This window comes from Massilia sp. TSP1-1-2 (assembly GCF_049896185.1).
In the GTDB taxonomy this organism is placed as follows: Bacteria; Pseudomonadota; Gammaproteobacteria; order Burkholderiales; family Burkholderiaceae_D; genus Telluria_A.
In genome coordinates, this window is the sequence record NZ_JAFCTU010000005.1 from 231514 (window position 1) to 252585 (window position 21072).

Consider the following 21072-nt stretch of genomic DNA (forward strand, 5'->3'; position numbering starts at 1 on the left):
CTATTCGTAATGCAGCGCTTCGGTCGGGCTCATGCGGCTGGCGCGCCAGCCCGGATACACCGAGCAAAGCAAGGATAGCAGATAGATCACTGCCATCGATACTGCCGTCGCCGCCAGGAAGACGTTCCAGTTCAGCATTTCGCCCAGTGCGCCGGTGATCGGCAACTGCACCAGCAGCAACAAGGCGATCAGCATGGCGCCGGAACTGAGCAGGAACTGCTCGGCGATGATTTGCCGGTAAATGTCCCCCGCGTTGGCGCCGATCGCGCGCCGCAGGCCGATCTCGGGGATGCGGCGGGTGGTGTTTTGCCACAGCACGCCGAATAGGCCAAAGGCGACCATCAGCAGCAGAAAGGCGGCAATGACGGACAGGATGATCAGCGGGGTTGCCATGTCGCGGATCGACGCGGCGCGCAGCGCTTCCACCGGCACAATACGGTACGACCATGCGTTGTTGAGCAGTTTCAGTTCGCGGTTCAGCGTTTCCTCGAACGCGCGCGGCGTGCCCGGCGCCATCTTGAGCAGGATCGTGCGCGGGCCGTCATTGTTCGCCGCTGAGTGAAGGGCGATGACAACGTTGCCTGGCGCGTCAAATTCGCCCTTCTTGCGGTAATCGTCGATCACGCCCACCACGCGCTTCGTCGTGGAAACGGTTTTGCCGCGCTCTTCGGAATTGAATTGCTTGCCCAGCACGTCGGTGCTGCCGAACATCTCCAGCGCAACGCGGCGGTTGATGACGACCGGTACGGCCGCCGCGCCGGCGTCGCTCTGCTCGAAGGTGCGGCCTTGGACAGCCTTGATGCCCAACACCTTGAAGAAATCATCGCTGACAAAGGCAATTTCGGTTCGGACATGACGTCCGTTTTCCAGCGTAAAACCGGTGCGGAAATTGGCATGCGCATAGGGTGCGGAACTGGAAAAGGCCACCTGCTGCACCCCAGGCACGGCCAGCAGGCCCCGCTTGAACTGGTCGTAGGTGCCCAGCGAGGGGCCGTTAAGGACTTCGCCGGCACCGATGATATCCACCGCCCAGACGTCGGTGCTCACGAAACCGGTTGGCAATTGGTACAGCTGATAATTGCGCAACCCGGCGGCGGCAATGCCGAACACGACGACGAAGGCGAGCAGGATTTCCAGGCTCAGCGACAGGTTCCTGGACTTGCGCTTCCAGATCAGCTTGAGTAAGTGGCGAAACATCAAATGGCTCCCTTGAGGGCGTGAACAGGATCGAGGCGCGACATTTTCCAAGCCGGCAAGACACCGGAGAGCAGGCCGAACACGAGGGTCAGCAGCAGGCCGTAGCACAGCACGGCGAAATTCATGTCAATTTTCATGGACGGAATCAAGCCCGAGTGTTCCAGCCACACCAGCACGCCTTTTGCGCACAACAGGCCAATGATGCCGCCTGCCAGGCACAAGAGCACGTTTTCGATAATCAGCTGGAACACCAACTGGGCGCTGGTGGCGCCGAAGGCTTTTCGTACACCGATCTCGGAACTGCGTTCCAGGATGCGCCCCGTATTCAAGTTCACCAGGTTGAGCGCCGGCAGCATCATGAACACGAGCATGACGCCCGCCACTGTCCCCAGTAAAATACCGGCGCCGGAATTTTCCTTGTCCGGGTCGCCGATGGTCGTGCGTGCAATGGCGTCAAGCTTGCTGTCTGCCCAGAAATAGACCCGCCCCCACGCTTTCGGGTCGCTCGCCTGGACGCTCTTGGCGACCATTTGTACCTCTTGCTGGATCAGCGGCAAGTCCGCAGGGCTCTTGCCCAGTAGCAGCGCGGTAAATTCGCCCGACAGTTGCTCGCGGTATTCCGTGGAGGGAAAGGTCGTAATCGGCGCCCACAGGTCGGAAAACGCATTGATGTGCAGCTCATCCTTGACCACGCCGACCACCTCAAATTTTTGGCCGCTGACGCTGATCGTCTTGCCCACCGCGTCGGCCTGGCCGAACAGCTTCCTGGCCGACGACTGGTTGATGACAATCACGAAGCGCCCCTTGTCGTCATCGTCCGCCGTCGTCAGGCGCCCGGCCAGCAAGGTGAAGTCGAGAATGCGCCAGTAATTGGCGTCGGCCCGGCGCATCTGCAACTCCGTGACGCGCCCTTCCTGGTACACCGCCACGGTCGACGTGATTGTTACCGCCGAGACCAGCTCGACCGACTTCAGAGGTTTCAAGTATTTGTCGATGATCCGGTAGCCGAGCGGGCTGGTCGAGGTGCGCGTCTTGTCTAGCGACTCCATGCGCACGGGCATTACTTGCAGGAATCGGTTGCTCTTGCCTTCCACACCGGACGGATAGAAAGCGTTTTCGAGCATGGCCGTAACGACCATCAGCACCACCAGCGTCAGCACGATGCACAGCAGATTGATGGCGGTAAACAGCTTGCGCCGCATGAAGACCTTGTAGGCGGTCAGCAGATAGTTTTTGAACACGGTACGCTCCTAGCTGACCAGCTGGCCGTCGAATACGCGCACGATGCGCCCGGCCAGCTTGGCGTCCTGCTCGCTGTGGCTGACCATGACGATGGTGGTGCCTTCGCTGTTCAACTTGAGCAGGATGTCCATGATGTCGGCGCCCATCTTGCTGTCAAGGTTGCCGGTCGGCTCATCGGCCAGCAGCACTTGCGGGCGGCCGACGATGGCGCGCGCGATCGCCACGCGCTGCTGCTGTCCGCCCGACAACTGGTTCGGGTAGTGATCCATGCGCGCGCCCAGGCCAACCTTTTCCAGCGCCTCGCGCGCCAGACGGCGCCGTTCGCCACCCGACAGCTTGCGGTACAACAGGGGCAGTTCGACATTGTCGATCACGCGCAAGTCGTTGATCAGGTGAAAGCTTTGGAAAATGAAACCGAAGGTCGTGTTGCGCAGCGCGGCGACCTGCTTGTCGCGGTAGTTGGTGACGCTCACGCCGTCGACCTGCACGGTGCCGGTGCCGGGACGGTCGAGTAAGCCAATCAGGTTGAGCAGAGTACTCTTGCCGCAACCACTAGGGCCCATCATGCAGACGAATTCGCCCTTCTTCACATGCAGGTCGATTTCCTTGATGGCGAGCGTTTCGACCTTGTCGGTCTGGTAGGTCTTGCTGACTTTGTCGAGTTTGATCACGATGTTCCTTGATGGCTAGTTTTTAGTGTTGATTGTTGATTCTGATGCGCTCGTGCTGCTTGAACGCGCTGGTGTCGGACACAATAATCTTGTCGCCCAGGGCGGTGCCGGCGATGATCTCGACCGCCTTGCCGTCGCCCGCGCCAATGTTCACTTCCGTCTTGCGGGCGATACCATCCTGGACGATATATAGCTGCTGGCGGCCCTTGCCGTTGATCGCCGGGCCGTTGTCGGCCACCAGCACCTGCTGCTTCTGGTCGGTGACGATGTTGACGTCGACCCGCATCTTGTTGCGCAGCAGCGGGTGGCTTGGCTGGTCGAGCGTGACGAGCAGCTTGACGGTGCCGTTCTGGATTTCAGGAAGCACCGTCTGCACATGGCCCGTTAAAGTCTCCTTGCCCTGCTCGATGCGCACCGACTGGCCGGGGCTGAGGCTGCGCGCATGAAAGTCCGACAGCGACGCCTCGACCCGGTAGTTGTTCGGTTCCGACACGCGCGCCACCTGCTGGCCCATAGCCAGGCTGGCGCCTTCGTCCTCCACCAGCAGCGTGAGCACGCCGGCAAACGGTGCGCGCACGCGGGTGCGTTCGAGCAGTTCCTGTTGCTGCTCCAGCTGCTTTTGCAGGATGTTTTTTTGCAATCGCGCGCCTTCGATGCTGCTGCTGGTGGCGCGCCGCGTGTCGTCGATCAGTTCGCGCTGCTGGCGCAACTGGATTTCGAAGCGCTTGACGTTCAGTTCTGCAGTCAGCATGTCTTCGCCGGAGACGCCGCCCGCTTTGCGCAAGGTGGTGTAGCGCTCGAACTTGACGCGTGCGCTTTGCAGGTCCAGTTGCAGCAGTTCGATGGCGCTGGTGATCTGCTTGCGCCTTTGCTCCAGTTCCAGCGTCAGGCCCAGGATGCGGTTTTCCTGTTGCGCCAGTTGTTCCTTGAAGCTGTCGCGGGCCAGGACGATGGCGTGGTCGTCCAGTTCGAGCAGCAGGGCGCCGGCGGCCACGCTCTGGCCGAGCTTGGCGTGCACTTTGGCCACGCGGCTCTGGATCGGGCTGGTGACCAGTTCTTCGTGCATCGGGATGACGACGCCGGCGGCGTTGATGGTGTTGGCGATGTCGCCCAGGCGCACCTCGGCCACGCGGATGTCCGCGGCGTTGACGCTTGGGCGCAGGATGCGGTTCACGCCCCACGCGCTGGCGCACAGCGCGGTCAGTACGAGGGCGCCGGTCAGCATGGTGAGGCGACGGCGGCGCTGGAGGGTGGCGGGGGTGATTGGGATATCCATGCGGGTGGTATAGCAAGCGCTGTGCCAGCCGCTGCCAAGGGGCGAGGGGGGGTATGGGGCCGAAAAATGCCCGCCTGTGCAGGGGAGTGTCCGGTTCCGGACACTTTGAAATGCAGCGGGGTTGTTGGAAAGGAAGTGTCGCCCATCGCCGCAACAGATAACCGGATGTTTTTGCGAACCCCCAAACCCACATCGTCCTCGCGAACGCGGGGACCCATGGAACGGTTCAACTGAGCAACTTTTACATGGGTCCCCGCGAGGACGATGTAGCTGGCGTCGAACATGCTGCACATACTGCTGAGGCTGCTGAGGCTGCTGAGGCTGCTGAGGCTGCTGATGCTGATCATGTTGCCGATGTACCGATGTTGCTCCAGTTACCGGTCAAAGCTTTTTCCGCTCAGCCTCATGTTCTCAAAGCATGCGCAACACCCGCCAGCATCAGCACGCTGTAAGGCGTCAATACGCCCCGATTCAAATTAATTTCCCTCGCTCACTAACAACGATATACTCCCCGCTTGCATTTATTTTTGGGGTATATCTTGTTGAAATCCATCGCATTGCCCGTCGCCTTGTTAAGCGTCTTCGCTACCGCGAACGCCGATGAAGGCCAGTGGCAGCCACACCAGCTGCCGCAACTGAAAGCCGAATTGAAACGCATCGGGATTACCATCCCGGCTGAAAAACTGGCTGACCTTTCCAAGCATCCGATGAGCGCCATCGTCTCCACCGGCGGTTGCTCGGCATCGTTCGTCTCCGGCGATGGCCTGGTCGTCACCAACCACCACTGCGGCTACGACGCCATCCAGCGCAACTCGACGCCCGCGAACAACCTGATCGCGAAAGGTTTTCTGGCCACCACGCGCGCGGCCGAACTGCCGGGCGGCCCGAACCTGCGCGTGTACGTGACCGACAAGCTGGAAAACGTCACCGACCGCGTGCTCAAGGGCTTGACCCCTGGTATGTCGGGCCGCGCGCGCTACGAAGAAGTCGCTTCGCGCGTGAAGGCCTTGATCGCCGAATGCGAGACTGACAAGGCTTACCGCTGCTCGGTGCCGAGCTTTCACCGCGGCCTTGAGTACTACCGCATCCGCCAGATGATGATCCGCGATGTGCGCCTGGTGTATGCGCCGTCCGACATGATTGGCGAATTTGGCGGCGACGTCGACAACTTCGAGTGGCCGCGCCAGACCGGCGACTTCTCCTTCCTGCGCGCCTACGTCGGCAAGGATGGCCGTCCGGCCGATCCGTCGCCCGACAATGTGCCGTTCAAATCAAAGGATTTCCTGGTCGTCTCGGCCGAAGGCTTGAAGGCCGGCGACCCGATCCTGCTGGCCGGCTACCCGGGCCGCACCAGCCGCTACAAGCTGCCCACCGAAATCCGTTTTGTGCGCGACGTGAGTTTTCCGGTGCGCGTGGCCGACATGCAGGCCGACCTTGAAGTGATCGCCGCGTCCAGCAAAGGCGGCAGCGAAGTGCGCTATGCCAGCGTGGTCAAGAGCATCAACAACGTGCTCAAGAAAACCCAGGGCCTGCTCGACGGCTTCAAGCGCAAGGACATCGCCGCCATCAAGGACGCGCAAGACGCCGAGTTTCGTACCTGGATCGGCAAGCAGGGCGCAACGGGCGGCGTGTCGGGCACCATGCTGGCCGAACTCGATGCACTGATCGCCTCCGACATCACGCTGCAGAACGAAGAGTTCGGCGCGGCGGTGGCATCCAAAAGCGACTTGCTCAAGAGCGCCGCCACGCTGTACCGCCTGGCGCTGGAAAAGCAAAAACCCGACGCCAAGCGCGAAAGCGGCTACCAGGAACGCGACCTGTCGTTCATCAAGGCGCGCCTGGCACGCCTGGAGCAGTCGTATGATGCGCGGGTTGACGAGGCGCGCTTTGGCGCGTCGCTGGCCCGCTACGCCAAGCTGCCTTCCAACATGCATCCGCAAGGCGTGGATTCCTTGCTGCCTGCGCCGGGCGCGGTGGCCGCTTTGTACAAGCAGTCGGAACTTGGCGACACCGCCAAGCGCCTGGCGTGGATGAACAAGGATGCCGATGCCTTCGTCAAGTCGGACGACGCGTTCATCAAGCTGGCCGTCAAGCTGCATGAAGCGAACATGGCGCTGGAAGACCGGCGCAAGGAAATCGACGGCAACATGGAACGCGTGGTGCCGCAATACATGTTGGCGCTGATCGCGTACAAAAAGACGCAGGGCAAACCGGTGTACCCGGATGCCAATTCGACGCTGCGCGTGACGTTCGGCACCGTGTCGCCTTACTCGCCGCGCGACGGCCTGGTCAAGGGGCCGTTTTCGACCCTGGAAGGGATCGCCGAGAAGCACACCAACGTGCATCCTTTCATTGCACCGCAGCCGCTGCTCGACGCCGTCAAGCAAAAGCGCTACGGCGTGTTCAAGGATGCTGCGCTGGGGACGGTGCCGGTCAATTTCCTGTCGAGTGCCGATACCACGGGCGGCAATTCCGGTTCCGCCGTCATGAACAAGCGCGGCGAACTGGTTGGCCTGAACTTCGATTCGACCTATGAGTCGATCACCAAGGACTGGTACTTCGACAGCGGCATCACGCGCGCCATTCATGTCGATATCCGGTACATGCTGTGGGTGATGAAGGAGATCGATCACGCCGACAACCTGCTCAAGGAAATGACGATCAAGTATCCGAAGAAGTAATTTCACGTCGCGAGGATGCTGCACAACGTAGGTCGGATAAGCGCAAGCGCAATCCGACATGAGCCGCCGACGGCCCGTGTCGGATTGCGCTTGCGCTTATCCGACCTACGACAAGCCATCGTGTAACAATTAGTTCAGTACCAGCTTCACCATTCAGAGCCGCCCGCGGCCCGTGTTGGAAGGCACGTGCGCTCGTCCGACCTGTAACAATTAGTTCAGTGCCAGCTTCACCATTCAGTACAATAGCGCTCCATCCCTGCGCTCCTTCCCGAATGAATACCCCCATCGACCTGCTTGGCCTTTTTACCACCACGCCCCTCGAACTGATCTCCTTTGTCCTGTCGGTCATGACCGTGGTCCTGAACATCCGTCAGCTGCATTGGGCCTGGCTGTTCGCCATCGTCTCCTCGGCCACCTACGCCGTCGTCTTCTACGACGCAAGGCTGTACGGCGACATGGGCCTGCAGGGCGTGTTCATCGTTGTATCGGTATGGGGCTGGTACCAATGGCTGCATGGCGGCGCCGCGCGCGCGCCGCTGGCCGTAACAAGCTGCACGCCCAAAAGCCTGGTTTACTGCGCCATCGGCTGGGCAATCGGCTTTGCCATCCTGTCCGTCTTCCTCGCGCGTTACACCGACACCGACGTCCCCCACATCGACGGCTTTCTTACCGCCGGCAGTCTGGTTGGCCAGGTCCTGCTATCGCGTAAAAAAGTGGAGAACTGGACCGTCTGGATCATCGTCGATATTTTGTACGTCGGCCTGTACGTCTACAAGGGCCTGGCGCTGACCGCCGTTCTGTACGCGCTGTTCGTGGTGCTGGCCGGCATAGGCCTGGTCGCCTGGCAGCGCGACGCCGCGCGCGAGCCGGCATGAGCGATGTAAAACGGGTCGCCATTTTGGGCGCGGAATCGTCCGGAAAATCGACTCTGGCCCATGCTCTGGCCTTTCAGTACAACACGCTGTGGGTGCCCGAATACCTGCGCGATTTTGTCGACATCCACGCGCGCGTGCCTGACGAAAGCGACCAGTATGGCATCGCGCGCACGCAGATGGAACGCGAAGACGCCGCCTGCGCGAAAGCTTCGCGCTTTCTGTTTTGCGACACGACGCCCTTGATGACGGGCGTCTACAGCCGCTGGTATTGGGGGAGGGTGGATGCGCAGCTGGCGCTGCTCGAGCGCCGCCACGACTATGCATTCACGCTGGTGACGGCACTTGACAGCCCGTGGCAGGCCGACGGCCTGCAGCGCGAATCGGAGCAAGTGCGCCAGAGCGTGCATGCTCTGCTAATCGAGAATCTCCAGCAGCGCGCCATACCGTACCTGCTGGTGAGCGGCAGCCTGCACCAGAGGGTGCTGCAGGCCGGCCGCCTGATCAATCCCGCTTAAAAGTCGAACTGCGCCGACAGTCTTGCCGTGCGCGGCGCGCCCGGGAACAGGTAGCCGCCCAGTTCCGGGGTGGCGTCGCGCCAGTAGAACTTGTCGGTCACGTTGTCCACGTTCAGGCGAATCACCGTGGCCACGCCGCCGATGCGCGTGGCATACGCCGTCCCCAGGCCCAGTACATGGTAGCCGGGCACAAACACCGTGTTCGCCGCGTCAAAGGCTTTTTTGCCCGAATAGGTCCACACGCCATTGACCTTCAGTCCGGCCACCGACGGCACCGCATATTCCAGCACGGCTGCCGACTTGAAGGCCGCCACGTTGGCGGTGCGCTTGCCGTCGAAGGCCGCGTTGCCGGTGCCGTCGATCAGCATGTTGAGCGCGGTGAGCGACAGGCTGTATTTCAGCGCGCTGGTGGCGTTGCCCTGGGCGCCCAGTTCGAGCCCGCGGTGGGTCTGCGTACCGCCCCGTACGAAGTAATTGTCGGTGCTGGTGAATTCGTTGCCGCGCTTGATCTGGAACAGCGCGCCGGAAAGGGTCAGCATGCTGCTGACCACGCCCTTGGCGCCGATTTCAATTTGCCGCGAGCGGCTCGGCGCCAGTACGTCGGGGTAGTTCTTGGTGCCGAACTCCGCTTCACCGCCATGCTCCATGCCGTGCGCGACGGTGCCGTAGACCATCCAGTCCCGATTCGGGTTGTAGACCAGCGACAGGTTCGGCAGGTTAAAACTGGTGTCGACGTTGGCGTTGCGCTTGACCGCCACGTGGCGCAGGCCCGCATGCACCTTGAGCTGGGGCGTGAGCGTGAGCACATCCTGGACGATCAGCGAGCGCTCCACGTCGTGGTTGCGCTCCGTGACCGGCCCGGTGCCTGGGTTGCCCGGCGCCGGCGGCACGATCACGTTCTTGTAGATGTTGCTCGCACCAGCGTAGTCGTAGACATAGTCGCCGTAATAGTCGCTGCGCTCCATGTCGGCGTAGCCGAGCGTGAGTTCGTGCTGCACGCTGCCGCTGGCGAATTTGCCTTGCAACAGCGCCTGGCTGGCGAACGGATTTTTGCGCTCGCCCGCGCTCTGGTAATCGTAGACGTCGTAGTCGCCATTGGAGCAGTAGCCCGGATAGAAGCCTTTGCCTTCTTCGCTGCAGCCGTAGGGGAAGGCGGTGTAGTCGTCGCGCTTGAAGCTGTGGCGGTTGGCGGCCAGCGTGGCGCGCCAGGCGTCGCTGAACTTGTATTCGAAACGCAGGCCGACGTTGCTGGTGCGGGTGTCGACCGGCTTGGCCCACGGCTGGTCATTGAGCAGCATCGATGGCGAAACGTGCGACGGCAGTTCGGTGCCGCGAATGAGCTGGTAGCCAGGTGCCGTGAGCTGCGACTTGTGCTGGTAGTCCATGTCGAGCTGCACCAGCGCCTGCGGCGAAATCTGCCAGTCGAACGCGGCCGAGATAAACTGGCGCTGGCCGTCGGCGCCCTTGACGTAAGACTTCAGGTTTTCGGCGGCCGCGTTGAAGCGGTAGCCGAAGCGCTTGTCCGCAAAGCGCCCGCCCAGGTCCACGCTGCCGTAAGCGGTGCCGCGCTCGCGCAATTCCATCGTGGCCGAGCGCAGGGCGGTGTTGGTGGGGCGCTTGACGGCGTAGTTGACGATGCCGCCAGGGCCGGTTACGCCGGCCTGCAAGCCGGCGATGCCTTTGAGAACTTCGATGCGTTCCTTGTTTTCAAGCGGGATCTGGGCGTCGCCCGAGATGACCAGGCCATCCTTGCGGTAGCTCGAGGCGTTATCGAGCTTGAAGCCGCGGATCGAGAACATCTCGGCGTAGCCCACTGCATTATACGAATCGCTCACGCTCGCGTCGAAGCGCATGGCGTCGGTGGCATTGCGAATGCCCAGGTCCTGCATCTGCTCGCGGCCAATCGAGACCACCGAGGCCGGCGTTTGCATCAGCGACGTTTCGGAAAAGCCGGCCACGCTGGCGCGGTCGGTGGCGACGAATTTGCTGCCGGTGACGACTACTTCGGCCATGGCCTGGGTGCTGTCTTGCGCGTGCGCCGGCAAGGTGAACGCCTGGCAGATGGCCAGGGCGAGGAGGGTTTGCTTCAAGTTTGGCGATGACATAATGGCTCTTGTTACGCACCGGGCGTGCCGGTGCCGTGCTTAAAAAAAGAGCTGGAATGACGCGCGTGGGGGAAGGACAAAGGAGGGACGACTTGCAACCTTGCGCTTTCCTTCGCTGGCATTATCCAGATCAGGTACGGAGGGTATCTCTCACCCGGAACGTGCGTTCCAGGACCCCTAGCGAATAGTGATTTTATCACATGCCGTGTTTGCCAGCTGTCGATGCATGGCATGCCTGTGCAGAACGGTCCTTACCACGGCTGTCCCGGCTCATCGGCCGGTGTGCGGCTCCAGTGCTCTTCGTCCTTGAAGCGGGTAAGCAGGAAGTCGACGAAGACACGCATCTTGGGCGCGACAAATTTGCTCGGCAAAAAAATCGCATGAATGCTGTTTCCGAACGTGCCTTCGATGCTGTACCCGGGCAGAAGGACGTTGAGATGGCCGGCGCGCAGGTCGTCGGCGATGGCGAAGGTCGGCAGCAAGCCGATGCCGATACCGTCAAGCACCGCCCGGCGCAGCGATTCGCTGCTGTTGACGGCAAACCGTCCCGTGACCTTCACGTCGCTGACCTGGCCATCGCGCGCGAAACGCCAGATGGCGTCGCGCGCCAGGCCATTGACCATGCAGTTGTGCGAGGCCAGATCCGCAAGGGTGGCAACGGACGCATGGCTGGCCAGGTACGCTGGCGAAGCGCACACCACATAGGCAATTGGCGCCAGGCGCCGCGCGACAAAACTGTCAATCGGCGTGCTGGTAAGCCGGATAGCGACGTCGAAGCCCTCTTCAACGATATCGACATAGCGGTCGCTGAGCGTGAGCGCGACACTGATATCCGGATACAGGTTCAGGAACTGCCCGATCAGCCGGCTCAGGTGCAAATTGCCGAAGGCGACCGAGGTCGTGACCCGCAAGTGCCCGCGCGGCGTGGCCTGCATGCCTTCGACCGAGCCGCGCAGGGCGGCCGTTTCTTCAACAATGCGCAAGCCATGCTGGTACGCCAATTGGCCCACTTCGGTAAGCGCCAAGCGGCGCGTGGTGCGGTTGAGCAGTTTGGCGCCCAGCGTATCTTCCAGCCGGCGCACCTGCTTGCTCACGGTCGACTTGGTGGAGCCGCTCGCGCGCGCCGCTTCCGAGAAGCTTTTCAGTTCCACGACTTTGACGAAGACGAACAGATCAGCCAGATTGTCGGACAGGGATTCCATTGTTTCTCCGGAAGACACAGTGATGTGCAATTTCACCGTATTGTATTGCCTGCTGATGTTATCTATGCTGAATTCTTCGACAACGTCATCAACCAGGAGATATGCATGACAACCCTTACCGCAATTTGTTCCCCCGCTTCGAACGAGCAGGCCAATGATGAAAAGCGCATCAGCCTGCTTTTTCGCTACGCCTTCGGCGTCACCCTTGCAGTGCTGGCGCTCATTGGCGCATTGCTGGTCGTGGCTTGATTGCTAGAGACTCATTTCCAGCACCTTGCGGCTGACCGCGAGCGTCACGTCGCGATGCTCGCCCAGCTTGACCATGCGGTGCTTTTCCAGCACCCCCAGCACCGCATCGATCTCCTTTGCGCCCAGCTGATAGTCGCTCAAGCGCGTCTTGACGCCCATCTGGTTGAAGAAGGCTTCCATCTTGACGATCGCCGCCTCGATGCGGGTGTCTTCGTCGCCGCCCTTGAGGTCCCATACGCGCTCGGCGAACTGCAGCAGCTTGGCGCGCTTGGCGTCCTTGCGGGTGCGCAGCATGCTCGGCAGGATGACGGCCAGCGTCTGCGCATGATCGAGGTGATACAGCGCCGTGAGTTCATGGCCGATCATGTGGGTCGACCAGTCCTGCGGCACGCCGGCACCGATCAGGCCATTCAAGGCCAGCGTCGCGCACCACATCACGTTGGCGCGCACGTCATAGTCGTCGGGGTGGGCCAGTGCCTGCGGTCCTTCTTCGATCAGCGTGAGCAGCAGTCCTTCGGCAAACCGGTCCTGCACCTTGGCGCCGACCGGGTAAGTCATGTACTGCTCCATGACGTGGGCAAAGGCGTCGACCACGCCGTTGCCGACCTGGCGCACGGGCAGCGAAAACGTCTTGGATGGGTCGAGGATGGCGAACTTCGGGAACACGTTGCGGTTCATGAAGGCGAATTTTTCCTGCGTCGACTTGCGCGTGACGACGCTGGCCGCGTTCATCTCGGAACCCGTAGCCGGCAGCGTCAGGATGGCGCCGAAGGGCATGGCGGCGGTGACGTTGGCGCCGTGCTTTTCAAGGATGGTCCACGGGTCCTCTGCCAGCAGCGCGCCGGCGGCGATGAACTTGGTGCCGTCGATGACGGAGCCGCCGCCCACGGCCAGCAGGAAGTCGATCTTCTCGGCCTTGACCTGGTCGATCGCGCCCATCAGCGTTTCGTAGCTGGGGTTGGGCTCCACGCCCGCGAACTCGCTGACGTGGTGGCCGGCGAGCGCCTGCATCACTTCGTCGTACACGCCGTTTTGCTTGATGCTGCCGCCGCCGTAGACGAGCAGCACGCGCGCGCCCGGTGGTACCTGCCTGGCCAGTGCGGCGATCTGGCCTTTGCCAAACAGGATCTGGGTCGGATTGTAGAAATCGAAATTGAGCACGGTTATTCCTCTGGTGGCGAAAACAAGAACAGGGATTATCGCTCAATGCCGCTTTCGGTGCCGGCCATGCCTACTTCTCGGCCGCCGCCTTGAGCTGTGCCAGGCCTTTTTCAAAGTCGGGGCCGAGCATGGCGTCCATGCTGTAAAACACGCTCATGATCTTGCTCATGATGGGCATCGGACCTTACATGTTCCAGGTGATGGTGGTCTGCTCGCCCTGCGGCGTGAGGACGAACTGCGTCATGCTGGCCATGGCGACCGGTTCGATGAACTCGAGCTTGATGGTGACGCTGGCCGGCGCCGCATAGTCCGTGATCTCCATGCGACCGCGGCCAACGTCGGCATCGCCGGTCCAGTGATACACCGCGCCCTTGCCGTTGGGTGCGCCGCTGAAGGTGCGCTGCATGGCCGGATCGCGTTTTTCCCGGGGCGACCAGGCCGGCCAGTTGTGAAAGTCGCTGATCAAAGGCAGGATTTTCTCGGGCGGCGCCGTGATCGTGGCCACCCGCTGTACCGCAAAAGTGTCGGGCTTGGTGAACGCCAGGCCCAGGATCAAGGCAATGACGACGAGGAGGACAATGGCAATTTTCTTGAACATAGTGATTCCTGGTTGTCGTGGATGTGGGCCGCCAAGGCAAACAGCGGCTGCCTTTTGATGCCAGATTAGCACGGTGGCGTTTTCCCTCCAATCTGAAGCACCCCGGCAAGCGTCGATCGCGCGCGCGATTGCGATGGGTGCGTTAGCGATCAGCCAATTTGCGGTAGGCTTGTGCATCTGAACGTGCAGGAGCTTCCATGTCCCAGCCTTACACCATTGCCCAGCCGGAACGCCGGGCTGTCGATGCCCTTGATGGGGTGATTGCGCTTGAATTTGGCGCCGACTGGTGCGGCCATTGCCGCAATGCAGCCCCTTTGATCGCATCGGCGCTGGCCGCCTATCCCGCAGTCCGGCACATCAAGGTCGAAGATGGCAGCGGCAGGGCGCTTGGCCGTGCGTTTCGCGTCAAGCTGTGGCCCACGCTGCTGGTGCTGCGCAAGGGCAAGGAGCTGGCGCGCATCGTGCGCCCTGCCGATGCCGACCAGGTGCGCGAGGCACTGGCTGCAGGCGACTGAGGCAAGCGCCTGGCAGTGCCAAGTATTGTCCGGAGGGACTAATTATGTTGTCGCGTGGAAAGTTCCGTCACGCGCAGCGAGACGACACTCGAAAGAGGAATCCAGATTGATTTTTGCCGCCGATACTGACGACCGTTCGCTACACGTTTTCCCCGATGCGCTGACCGCCGCCTCCTATTGCGAAGGTAGCGCCGTGGAGGCGACCATGTGGCTGTTCTGGGACGAACACGGGCACGCGCTGGGTGCGCAATTTGACATTCCGAACAAGCGCGGCTTGTTTACAACCAAGAACGGCGTGTATCACCTGGTACCGGCAAGCGACAGCGATCACGCAACGCTGCGCGAGGCGCTCGAGGGCGTACAGCAGGTGATTGGAGAATTTACAAGCGTCGAGGCGGTCCGGGAATACCTGGACCGCCTTGTTCAGGCTGGCGGTGCCTGAGACTTGACTGGTGCTTAATTGCGGTTCGGGTTGTTAGGGCGGTTGTCGTCGCGGTTTTTCACGCCGTCGCCGTCATTGTCACGGTCGCCGCGTCGCCAGGCGTCGCCAGTCCTGTGCCATCTGCCGTCACGCTCTTCCCAGCTTGGCTGGTCGTACATGTAACTGCGGCGCTCGCGCATGTAATTACCCTTTACCCACACATAGCGCTCGCCGCGCCAGTCCCAGTGCCCTGGCACCCAGACATGGCCGCGACGTGCGGCCGGCACGGCTTCCGTGCGGGGTGCGGGCGGCGCCTGCCGGACTACGATGATCGCAGACGACGCCGGGGCGGCGACAGTGCCAAGCGAACCGGCGAGCATGGCAGCGACTAACAGTTTTTTCATCATTTTCAACTCCTGAGAAGTTCATGTAGTTCAGTTGTCGCCCTCCAGATACGATCGGTATGTGCGGCACACAACACACTTTGGAATAGACATCGGTTGACAAATCCGCATGCCGCGCCTATCGTCCATGGCTCCTTGTCGTGGACTATCACTATGCGCCAGTTGCCGCCCGCCGTTGAACGCTTTGCCCTGAACATGCCACGCGCATGAATAGGGAACGCTTCGACGTCGTCATTGTGGGCAGCGGCTTTGCCGGGCTGTGCATGGCGGTCCGGCTCAAGCAGGAAGGGATCGACAACTTCATCATTCTCGAGCAGGACCGCGAATATGGCGGCACCTGGTGGGCCAACAGCTATCCCGGCTGCGCGGTCGACGTGCCGAGTCACCTGTACTCATTTTCCTTTGCCCAGAACGCGCGCTGGACGCGCCGCTTCGCGCGCCAGGAAGAATTACTGGCCTATACGCGCCGCGTGGTGCGCGAGTTCGGCCTGGCGCCGCACATCCGCGTCGGCACCGCCCTCGAAAGCGCGCGCTTTGACGAGGAGGGCGGCTGCTGGCACGTTCGTGCCGGGTGCGGTGTCATCAGGGCGCGCTGCCTGGTGGGGGCGCTGGGCACCCTGAACCGGCCCGCGCTGCCGGCGCTACCTGGCCTGGCCGACTTTGCCGGCGCCATGTTCCATTCGAGCCGCTGGGACCATGGCTACGACCTGCGCGGCAAGCGCGTGGCCGTGATCGGCACAGGCGCGAGTGCCATCCAGTTCGTGCCCGAGATCGCCGGCCAGGTGGCGCAGCTGGACCTGTACCAGCGCACGGCGCCGTGGATACTGCCGCGCCCGGACCGCGCCATCAGCCGGCTCGAACAGTCGCTGCTGGCGAAGGCGCCGCCGCTGCAATGGCTGTATCGGGCGCTCGCATACGTGCAGTACGAGTCGCGTGCGCTCTGGTATGTGTACCGGCCGACCATGCTGCGCGTGGCCGAGCGCAAGGCCAGGCGCCACCTGCACGCGCAAGTGGCCGACCCGGCGCTGCGGCAAAAGCTCACGCCGAACTATGCGCTGGGATGCAAGCGCGTGCTGCTGATGAATACCTATTACCCGGCGCTCGCCAGAGCGAACGTGGCCCTGGTCACCGATCCGATTGCGCGCGTGACGGCGCACGGCATCGTCACGGCCGCCGGCGAAGAGCGCCAAATCGATGCGATCGTGTTCGCCACCGGCTTCGATGTCGAGCACGCGGGGAGCGCGCTCGACATCGTGGGGCGCGCCGGCAAGCGACTGTTCGCGGTCAATCGCGAGGCGTACAAGGGGTGCGCGGTGGCGGGCTTTCCGAATTACTTCATGATCAACGGCCCGAATACGGGGCTCGGTCATAACTCGATGATTTACATGATCGAGTCGGGCGTGCGTTATGTCTTGGGCGCCGTGAAGGATATCCTGGACCTCGACCTGCATTCGGTGGAAGTCAGGCAGGAGGTGCAAGCGGCGTTCAACGCCGACTTGCGCCGGCGGATGAAGGGGACGGTGTGGAGTAGCGGTTGCCGCAGCTGGTACCTGGACAAGGAGGGCCGCAATTACACTATGTGGCCAGGGTTCACGTTCACCTACCGGCGCATCACGCGGCGCTTTGATATCGACAATTATGTGGTGAAGGAAGCGGTGGAGGCGGCTGGCTGATGAAAAACGCGGCTGTTGCAGAGCGTTTGTGGGGGACTACATCGCACTGCTACGGATAGCAGGTCGGATAAGCGATAGCGCAATCCGACATGCGTCAACGCGACGCATATGTCGGATTGCGCTGCCGCTTATCCGACCTACACATTACCCATACCTTTTGTGACGGTCTCGCGAGCCTCTACGCAATATACTTTGCAAACATCGCCAGATCCACATTCCCGCCACTGATCAACACGCCCACGCGCTTGCCCTGCAGCGGCAGCGCGCCATGCAGCGCGGCCGCTGCCGCCAAACACCCGGTCGGCTCGACCACCATCTTCATGCGCTCGGCGAAAAACCGCATCGTGGCCACTAGTTGTGAATCTGATACAGTTATGATGTCATCCACGTGGCGCTGTATCACTTCAAAATTGTGCGCGCCCAGGTGCGTGACTTTGGCGCCATCGGCGATCGTGTCGGGCACCCCGATATGCACGAGCTCGCCCTTGCGCAGCGACTGCTGGCCATCGTTCCCGGCCTCCGGCTCCACCCCGATTACCTTGCACGACGGGCTTAGTGCCGACGCCGCCAGCGCGCAGCCGGCCAGCAGCCCGCCGCCGCCCAGGCACACTAGCAACACGTCGAGTTCTCCCGTTTCCTGGAACAGCTCCCTGGCCGCCGTGCCCTGGCCGGCGATCACGTCCGGATGGTCATACGGCGGGATCAAGGTCATGCCGCGCTCGCGCGCCAGATTGCGCCCGATCTCTTCGCGGTCTTCCTTGTAGCGGTCATAGAAAATCACTTCGCCGCCATACGCCTTGGTCGCCGCCACCTTCAACGCCGGCGCGTCGTGCGGCATGATGATCGCCGAGCGTATCTCCGCCAGGCTGGCCGACAGCGCGATGGCCTGCGCGTGGTTGCCCGACGAGTAAGTGAGTACGCCGGCCTGGCGCTGCGTCTCGGTAAAACGCGCAATCGCGTTGTACGCCCCGCGGAACTTGAAAGCGCCCGCGCGCTGGAAATTTTCGCATTTAAAAAACAGCTGCGCGCCGCTGATCTCATCGGCGGTGCGCGAGGTGAGCACCGCTGTGCGGTGGGCCACACCCTCGATGCGTTCGGCCGCAGCCTCGATATCGCGATAGTCGGTCATGATGGTCTCTCGTGTAAAGGTCAAGTGTCGGCCAGCGGCATCGCGATCTGGATGCGCAAGCCGCCGCCGTCGCGGTTGCCCACCTTCAGTTCGGCGTTGTGGCGCGTGACGACGCGCTGCACGATGGCCAGCCCGAGCCCGGCGCCGTTGGCCTGGCCGCGCGCGCTGTCAAGCCGCGTGAATGGCTTGAGCAGGTTCTCGATCATTTCTTCTGGCACCCCAAGGCCATGGTCCTGCATCTCGATCAGGGCGCGCCGGCCCTGGCCGCGCTGGACGATCTTGCAGCAGATGTCGATCTGGGTTGCGTCCTGGCCGGCCGTCTTGCCGTAGCGGCGCGCGTTTTCAATGACGTTGTTAAAGACGCGCCGCAGGTCGGTCGCGTTGCCCAGCACGTGCACGTCGGGCGCGATGTCGGTTGTCATGCGCACGTCGGCAATGCGGCCGGCCTCGCGCGCGCAGTCGTGCAGCAGGTCGGACAAATCGACCGGCACAAAGCTGCCCGCTTCGGTCGGCTTGGCGTAGTCGAGGAACTGGCCGATGATCGCGTCCATCTGGCCGATGTCGGACTGCAGGCCCTCGCGTGCTTCGTCCGTCAGATTGGCCATTTCAAGTTCGAGCTGCATGCGCGCCAGCGGCGTTCTCAGGTCGTGCGAAATGCCGGCCAAAATCACGGCGCGGTCGGAATCGACGCGCTGCAGGTCGTCCACCATCTGGTTGAAGCTGCGGTTCGCTTCGCGTACTTCCTTGGGGCCTTTTTCGGGCAGGCGGTCGGGCCGCTTGCCCTGGGCCATGGCGCGCGAGGCGACCGACAAGCGCGCCAGCGGCTGGTTCACCAGGCGCGAGATGATGCCCGCTCCCAGCAGCGAGAGCACGCCCACCACGCTGGCCCAGCCGAACCACTGCACGCCGGTCAGCCCTTCGAGCCGTTCGCGTTCGAGCATCAGCCAGTATTTGTCGTCGTCGATCTTGAAGCTGATCCAAAAGCCGGGCGAGCCGTTCACGCGGCTGGAAAAACGGGTATCCGGGCCAAGCCTGTCCTTGACGATCTTTTCGATGTCGTTCATCAAAGGATTGTCAGGAGGCGGGTCGACAATGTCGCTGTCTTCCAGCGTGAAGATGCGAATGCCTTCGTTGCTGAACAACTCGAACAGCAGTTCGGTGCGCAGCTCGGGCGCCGAATTGGTGAGGGCGGTCTTGGTGATGGTGACGACCGAGATCACCAGTTCGGCCGTCTGCTGCACCTGCGGGCCGCGCTGCACGGCGCTGATCATGCCGATCCAGGACGCCATCGACACGGCCGTCAGTATCCCCATCAGCAAGAAGGTGCGCCAGAACAGCCCGCTCCTGAGCCAGGTCGGGCCGCTTTTACGGGCGCCGGTCGGATCGCGCGGCACTAGCGCGGCTGGCCTTCAGGGATGAACACGTAGCCCAGGCCCCACACGGTTTGGATATACAGCGGGGACGAGGGATCCGGTTCGATCAGTTTGCGCAGGCGCGAAATTTGCACGTCAAGGCTGCGGTCGAACACTTCGTATTCGCGCCCGCGCGCCAGTTCCATCAGTTTTTCGCGCGACAATGGCTGGCGCGCGTGGCGGGCGAAGACCTTGAGCACGGAAAATTCGCCGGTGGTCAGGGGCACGGTGTCGCCGTTTTTTTTCAGCGTGCGCGTGCCCAGGTCGAGCACGAAAGCGCCGAACTCGAACGTTTGCGGCGTTTCGGACGGAGCGCCCGGGATTTCGTCGGGGCCTTTGCGGCGCAACACGGCGCCGATGCGCGCCACCAGTTCGCGCGGGTTGAACGGCTTGGGCAAATAATCGTCGGCGCCCATCTCCAGGCCGACGATGCGGTCGACATCCTCGCCTTTGGCGGTGAGCATGATGATCGGCGTCTGGTCGCCGGCGCCGCGCAGGCGGCGGCAGATCGACAGGCCGTCCTCGCCCGGCAGCATCAGGTCCAGCACCAGCAGGTCGTAGCGCTCGCGCAGCCATAGTTTGTTCATGGCCGGCGCGCTTTCGGCCGTCACCACGTTGAAACCTTGCTCGGTCAGGTAGCGCCGCAGCAGGTCGCGCAGGCGCACGTCATCGTCCACTACCATAATCTTGGCGGTATGACCATTGGTTTGCACGGGCGTTGTATTGTTGCCTGCTGTTGGTGTCGATTGTGAGTTCATATCGCTGTCAGATTTGTCATATTGATGTCGCTATGGTAACGTCTTATCGCCCGATGCGACGGGCGGTGACATGGGCATTACAAATTATTACAAACTTTACCCAATTCGGCTTACTCGGAAAATTGATTCCCCCTACACTGGAATCCAGCGTCATTGAGCTTATCTGTTTATAAGCAAACGCGGAAGAGGAGCACAATGAATAAAGCAACGCAACAGGCCGCACCATCAGTCGCCCCGGCAGCGTCGCAACGCAAAGAGGTTCACCATGAATAACGCGCATTTCAACAGCAAGGCAGCAGGCCAGCCGGTCTTCGGTACGGCGCTTGTGCGGCGCCTGCTTGCCTGCGCGCTGATCGGCTGTGCGTCGATGTCGGCGGCGCACGCCGGCCCGGGACGGCGCGGCGAGCCGCAGCGCCAGGAGTACAGCGGCGAGGCCGACCCCCGCCAGCAGCCGCGCCAGTACGACGAGCGTCAGCAGCGCCAGGACGACGAGCGCACCAATCAGGCACGCGCCGAAGAGCAGCGCCGCGAGGCCGAGCAGCAACAGCAAAGCAATGAAGGGCGCCGCAATGGCCGCATGACGGCCGACGAACGGCGCGATTTGCGGCGCCAGATCAACGAGGCAGGCGCCGACCTGTACCCCAACCACGGCCGGCGCCGTTAGCCGCGACGGGCGCCCCAGGCGCCCGTTTTTACGTCAGCATGCATCACGTCACCGTGCGTCGCGTCACCATATTGTAGGTCACCGTGCTTTATGTCACCACGCTTGACATCGCGGCGCTCGCCGTCACAGTGCTTGACGTTACAGTGATTCTTGTCACATGCTTTATGTCACCATGGCGCGCGCAACGCCGTCATCCGGCAGGGCGGCTCAGCGGTATTTTTTCTCGGCGATATACTCGTTTCAGGGCTGCATCATGTTACGCTCCATAAATCTTACTGATGGCAAATACTGTTGCCATCGGCGTAAGCATTTTCCGTATGGAGC

The 21072-nt window shown here is 62.1% G+C and carries 20 protein-coding genes and 1 riboswitch; of the genes, 8 read left to right on the forward strand and 12 right to left on the reverse strand.

Annotated elements, in window-relative coordinates:
- From ACP7BV_RS06695 to ACP7BV_RS06710, 4 genes are read right to left on the reverse strand one after another with little or no spacing between them, the layout of a single operon-like run.
- A complete protein-coding gene (locus ACP7BV_RS06695; protein WP_426102786.1) occupies window positions 1-1197 on the reverse strand; it encodes an ABC transporter permease in 1197 nt (398 codons plus the stop codon).
- Window positions 1197-2438 carry an ABC transporter permease gene (locus tag ACP7BV_RS06700; protein ID WP_426102788.1) on the reverse strand — a complete coding sequence of 414 codons (1242 nt, stop codon included), beginning with the start codon at window positions 2436-2438 and terminating at the stop codon, window positions 1197-1199. Before ACP7BV_RS06700 ends, ACP7BV_RS06695 begins: the two co-directional genes overlap by 1 nt.
- A gap of 9 nt (window positions 2439-2447) precedes the next feature.
- A complete protein-coding gene (locus ACP7BV_RS06705; protein WP_426102790.1) occupies window positions 2448-3110 on the reverse strand; it encodes an ABC transporter ATP-binding protein in 663 nt (220 codons plus the stop codon).
- 22 nt (window positions 3111-3132) lie between these two features.
- On the reverse strand, window positions 3133-4386 hold the full coding sequence (locus ACP7BV_RS06710; protein WP_426102792.1) for an efflux RND transporter periplasmic adaptor subunit: 1254 nt from the start codon (window positions 4384-4386) through the stop codon (window positions 3133-3135).
- A gap of 539 nt (window positions 4387-4925) precedes the next feature.
- Between ACP7BV_RS06710 and ACP7BV_RS06715 the strand changes: the two genes are divergently transcribed.
- The 3 genes from ACP7BV_RS06715 to ACP7BV_RS06725 all read left to right on the forward strand — a co-directional run bounded on the left by ACP7BV_RS06715 (window position 4926) and on the right by ACP7BV_RS06725 (window position 8457).
- A complete protein-coding gene (locus ACP7BV_RS06715) occupies window positions 4926-7067 on the forward strand; it encodes a S46 family peptidase (RefSeq protein WP_426102794.1) in 2142 nt (713 codons plus the stop codon).
- 272 nt (window positions 7068-7339) lie between these two features.
- Window positions 7340-7942 carry a nicotinamide riboside transporter PnuC gene (pnuC, locus tag ACP7BV_RS06720; RefSeq protein ID WP_426102796.1) on the forward strand — a complete coding sequence of 201 codons (603 nt, stop codon included), beginning with the start codon at window positions 7340-7342 and terminating at the stop codon, window positions 7940-7942.
- Window positions 7939-8457: an AAA family ATPase gene (locus tag ACP7BV_RS06725; protein ID WP_426102798.1), complete on the forward strand. Its 519-nt coding sequence runs from the start codon at window positions 7939-7941 to the stop codon at window positions 8455-8457. The genes pnuC and ACP7BV_RS06725 overlap by 4 nt, the downstream gene beginning before the upstream one ends.
- On the opposite strand, the gene ACP7BV_RS06730 is transcribed toward ACP7BV_RS06725, so the two are convergent.
- Both ACP7BV_RS06730 and ACP7BV_RS06735 read right to left on the reverse strand, forming a co-directional pair.
- Window positions 8454-10562, reverse strand: coding sequence for a TonB-dependent siderophore receptor (locus tag ACP7BV_RS06730; RefSeq protein WP_426102800.1), 2109 nt, complete (start codon window positions 10560-10562; stop codon window positions 8454-8456). The genes ACP7BV_RS06725 and ACP7BV_RS06730 overlap by 4 nt on opposite strands.
- Before the next feature lie 90 nt (window positions 10563-10652).
- Window positions 10653-10751, reverse strand: a riboswitch (TPP riboswitch).
- Between the two features lie 62 nt (window positions 10752-10813).
- The gene (locus ACP7BV_RS06735) at window positions 10814-11764 is read right to left on the reverse strand and encodes a LysR family transcriptional regulator (RefSeq protein ID WP_426102802.1); all 951 of its coding nucleotides are present in this window, start codon (window positions 11762-11764) and stop codon (window positions 10814-10816) included.
- Window positions 11765-11788: 24 nt separating this feature from the next.
- On the opposite strand from ACP7BV_RS06735, the gene ACP7BV_RS06740 reads away from it, so the two are divergent.
- The gene (locus ACP7BV_RS06740; RefSeq protein WP_426102804.1) at window positions 11789-12013 is read left to right on the forward strand and encodes a hypothetical protein; all 225 of its coding nucleotides are present in this window, start codon (window positions 11789-11791) and stop codon (window positions 12011-12013) included.
- Window positions 12014-12016: 3 nt separating this feature from the next.
- On the opposite strand, the gene ACP7BV_RS06745 is transcribed toward ACP7BV_RS06740, so the two are convergent.
- Entirely contained in the window at window positions 12017-13174 is a 1158-nt protein-coding gene (locus ACP7BV_RS06745; protein WP_426102806.1) for an iron-containing alcohol dehydrogenase, read from the reverse strand.
- A 184-nt stretch (window positions 13175-13358) separates the two neighbouring features.
- Window positions 13359-13772, reverse strand: coding sequence for an SRPBCC family protein (locus tag ACP7BV_RS06750; protein ID WP_426102808.1), 414 nt, complete (start codon window positions 13770-13772; stop codon window positions 13359-13361).
- A 197-nt stretch (window positions 13773-13969) separates the two neighbouring features.
- Here ACP7BV_RS06750 and ACP7BV_RS06755 point away from each other — a divergent pair, with 197 nt between their 5' ends.
- Window positions 13970-14287 (forward strand): thioredoxin family protein, encoded by a 318-nt coding sequence (locus ACP7BV_RS06755; protein WP_426102810.1) that lies wholly within the window; start codon window positions 13970-13972, stop codon window positions 14285-14287.
- 106 nt (window positions 14288-14393) lie between these two features.
- Complete coding sequence (locus ACP7BV_RS06760) at window positions 14394-14729, forward strand: hypothetical protein (RefSeq protein ID WP_426102812.1); 336 nt, start codon at window positions 14394-14396, stop codon at window positions 14727-14729.
- Window positions 14730-14743: 14 nt separating this feature from the next.
- On the opposite strand, the gene ACP7BV_RS06765 is transcribed toward ACP7BV_RS06760, so the two are convergent.
- Window positions 14744-15115 (reverse strand): YXWGXW repeat-containing protein, encoded by a 372-nt coding sequence (locus ACP7BV_RS06765; protein WP_426102814.1) that lies wholly within the window; start codon window positions 15113-15115, stop codon window positions 14744-14746.
- Between the two features lie 203 nt (window positions 15116-15318).
- Here ACP7BV_RS06765 and ACP7BV_RS06770 point away from each other — a divergent pair, with 203 nt between their 5' ends.
- Window positions 15319-16785: a flavin-containing monooxygenase gene (locus tag ACP7BV_RS06770; RefSeq protein ID WP_426102816.1), complete on the forward strand. Its 1467-nt coding sequence runs from the start codon at window positions 15319-15321 to the stop codon at window positions 16783-16785.
- Between the two features lie 178 nt (window positions 16786-16963).
- On the opposite strand, the gene ACP7BV_RS06775 is transcribed toward ACP7BV_RS06770, so the two are convergent.
- The 3 genes from ACP7BV_RS06775 to ompR all read right to left on the reverse strand — a co-directional run bounded on the left by ACP7BV_RS06775 (window position 16964) and on the right by ompR (window position 20084).
- Window positions 16964-17914: a threo-3-hydroxy-L-aspartate ammonia-lyase gene (locus tag ACP7BV_RS06775; protein ID WP_426102818.1), complete on the reverse strand. Its 951-nt coding sequence runs from the start codon at window positions 17912-17914 to the stop codon at window positions 16964-16966.
- Between the two features lie 20 nt (window positions 17915-17934).
- The gene (locus ACP7BV_RS06780; RefSeq protein WP_426102854.1) at window positions 17935-19227 is read right to left on the reverse strand and encodes an ATP-binding protein; all 1293 of its coding nucleotides are present in this window, start codon (window positions 19225-19227) and stop codon (window positions 17935-17937) included.
- A gap of 80 nt (window positions 19228-19307) precedes the next feature.
- A complete protein-coding gene (gene ompR / locus ACP7BV_RS06785; protein WP_426102820.1) occupies window positions 19308-20084 on the reverse strand; it encodes a two-component system response regulator OmpR in 777 nt (258 codons plus the stop codon).
- Window positions 20085-20349: 265 nt separating this feature from the next.
- On the opposite strand from ompR, the gene ACP7BV_RS06790 reads away from it, so the two are divergent.
- Window positions 20350-20748, forward strand: a complete 399-nt coding sequence (locus ACP7BV_RS06790) for a hypothetical protein (RefSeq protein WP_426102822.1) — start codon at window positions 20350-20352, stop codon at window positions 20746-20748.
- The last annotated feature ends 324 nt before the right edge of the window (window positions 20749-21072 follow it).

What these genes read in the sequence shown, in the direction of transcription:
- ACP7BV_RS06695 (WP_426102786.1), bottom strand. Translation starts at nt 1,197, where the DNA reads ATGTTTCGCCACTTACTCAAGCTGATCTGGAAGCGCAAGTCCAGGAAC.
- ACP7BV_RS06710 (WP_426102792.1), bottom strand. Translation starts at nt 4,386, where the DNA reads ATGGATATCCCAATCACCCCCGCCACCCTCCAGCGCCGCCGTCGCCTC.
- pnuC (WP_426102796.1), top strand. Translation starts at nt 7,340, where the DNA reads ATGAATACCCCCATCGACCTGCTTGGCCTTTTTACCACCACGCCCCTC.
- ACP7BV_RS06725 (WP_426102798.1), top strand. Translation starts at nt 7,939, where the DNA reads ATGAGCGATGTAAAACGGGTCGCCATTTTGGGCGCGGAATCGTCCGGA.
- ACP7BV_RS06730 (WP_426102800.1), bottom strand. Translation starts at nt 10,562, where the DNA reads ATGTCATCGCCAAACTTGAAGCAAACCCTCCTCGCCCTGGCCATCTGC.
- ACP7BV_RS06735 (WP_426102802.1), bottom strand. Translation starts at nt 11,764, where the DNA reads ATGGAATCCCTGTCCGACAATCTGGCTGATCTGTTCGTCTTCGTCAAA.
- ACP7BV_RS06750 (WP_426102808.1), bottom strand. Translation starts at nt 13,772, where the DNA reads ATGTTCAAGAAAATTGCCATTGTCCTCCTCGTCGTCATTGCCTTGATC.
- ACP7BV_RS06755 (WP_426102810.1), top strand. Translation starts at nt 13,970, where the DNA reads ATGTCCCAGCCTTACACCATTGCCCAGCCGGAACGCCGGGCTGTCGAT.
- ACP7BV_RS06765 (WP_426102814.1), bottom strand. Translation starts at nt 15,115, where the DNA reads ATGATGAAAAAACTGTTAGTCGCTGCCATGCTCGCCGGTTCGCTTGGC.
- ACP7BV_RS06770 (WP_426102816.1), top strand. Translation starts at nt 15,319, where the DNA reads ATGAATAGGGAACGCTTCGACGTCGTCATTGTGGGCAGCGGCTTTGCC.
- ACP7BV_RS06775 (WP_426102818.1), bottom strand. Translation starts at nt 17,914, where the DNA reads ATGACCGACTATCGCGATATCGAGGCTGCGGCCGAACGCATCGAGGGT.
- ACP7BV_RS06780 (WP_426102854.1), bottom strand. Translation starts at nt 19,227, where the DNA reads ATGGGGATACTGACGGCCGTGTCGATGGCGTCCTGGATCGGCATGATC.
- ompR (WP_426102820.1), bottom strand. Translation starts at nt 20,084, where the DNA reads ATGAACTCACAATCGACACCAACAGCAGGCAACAATACAACGCCCGTG.
- ACP7BV_RS06790 (WP_426102822.1), top strand. Translation starts at nt 20,350, where the DNA reads ATGAATAACGCGCATTTCAACAGCAAGGCAGCAGGCCAGCCGGTCTTC.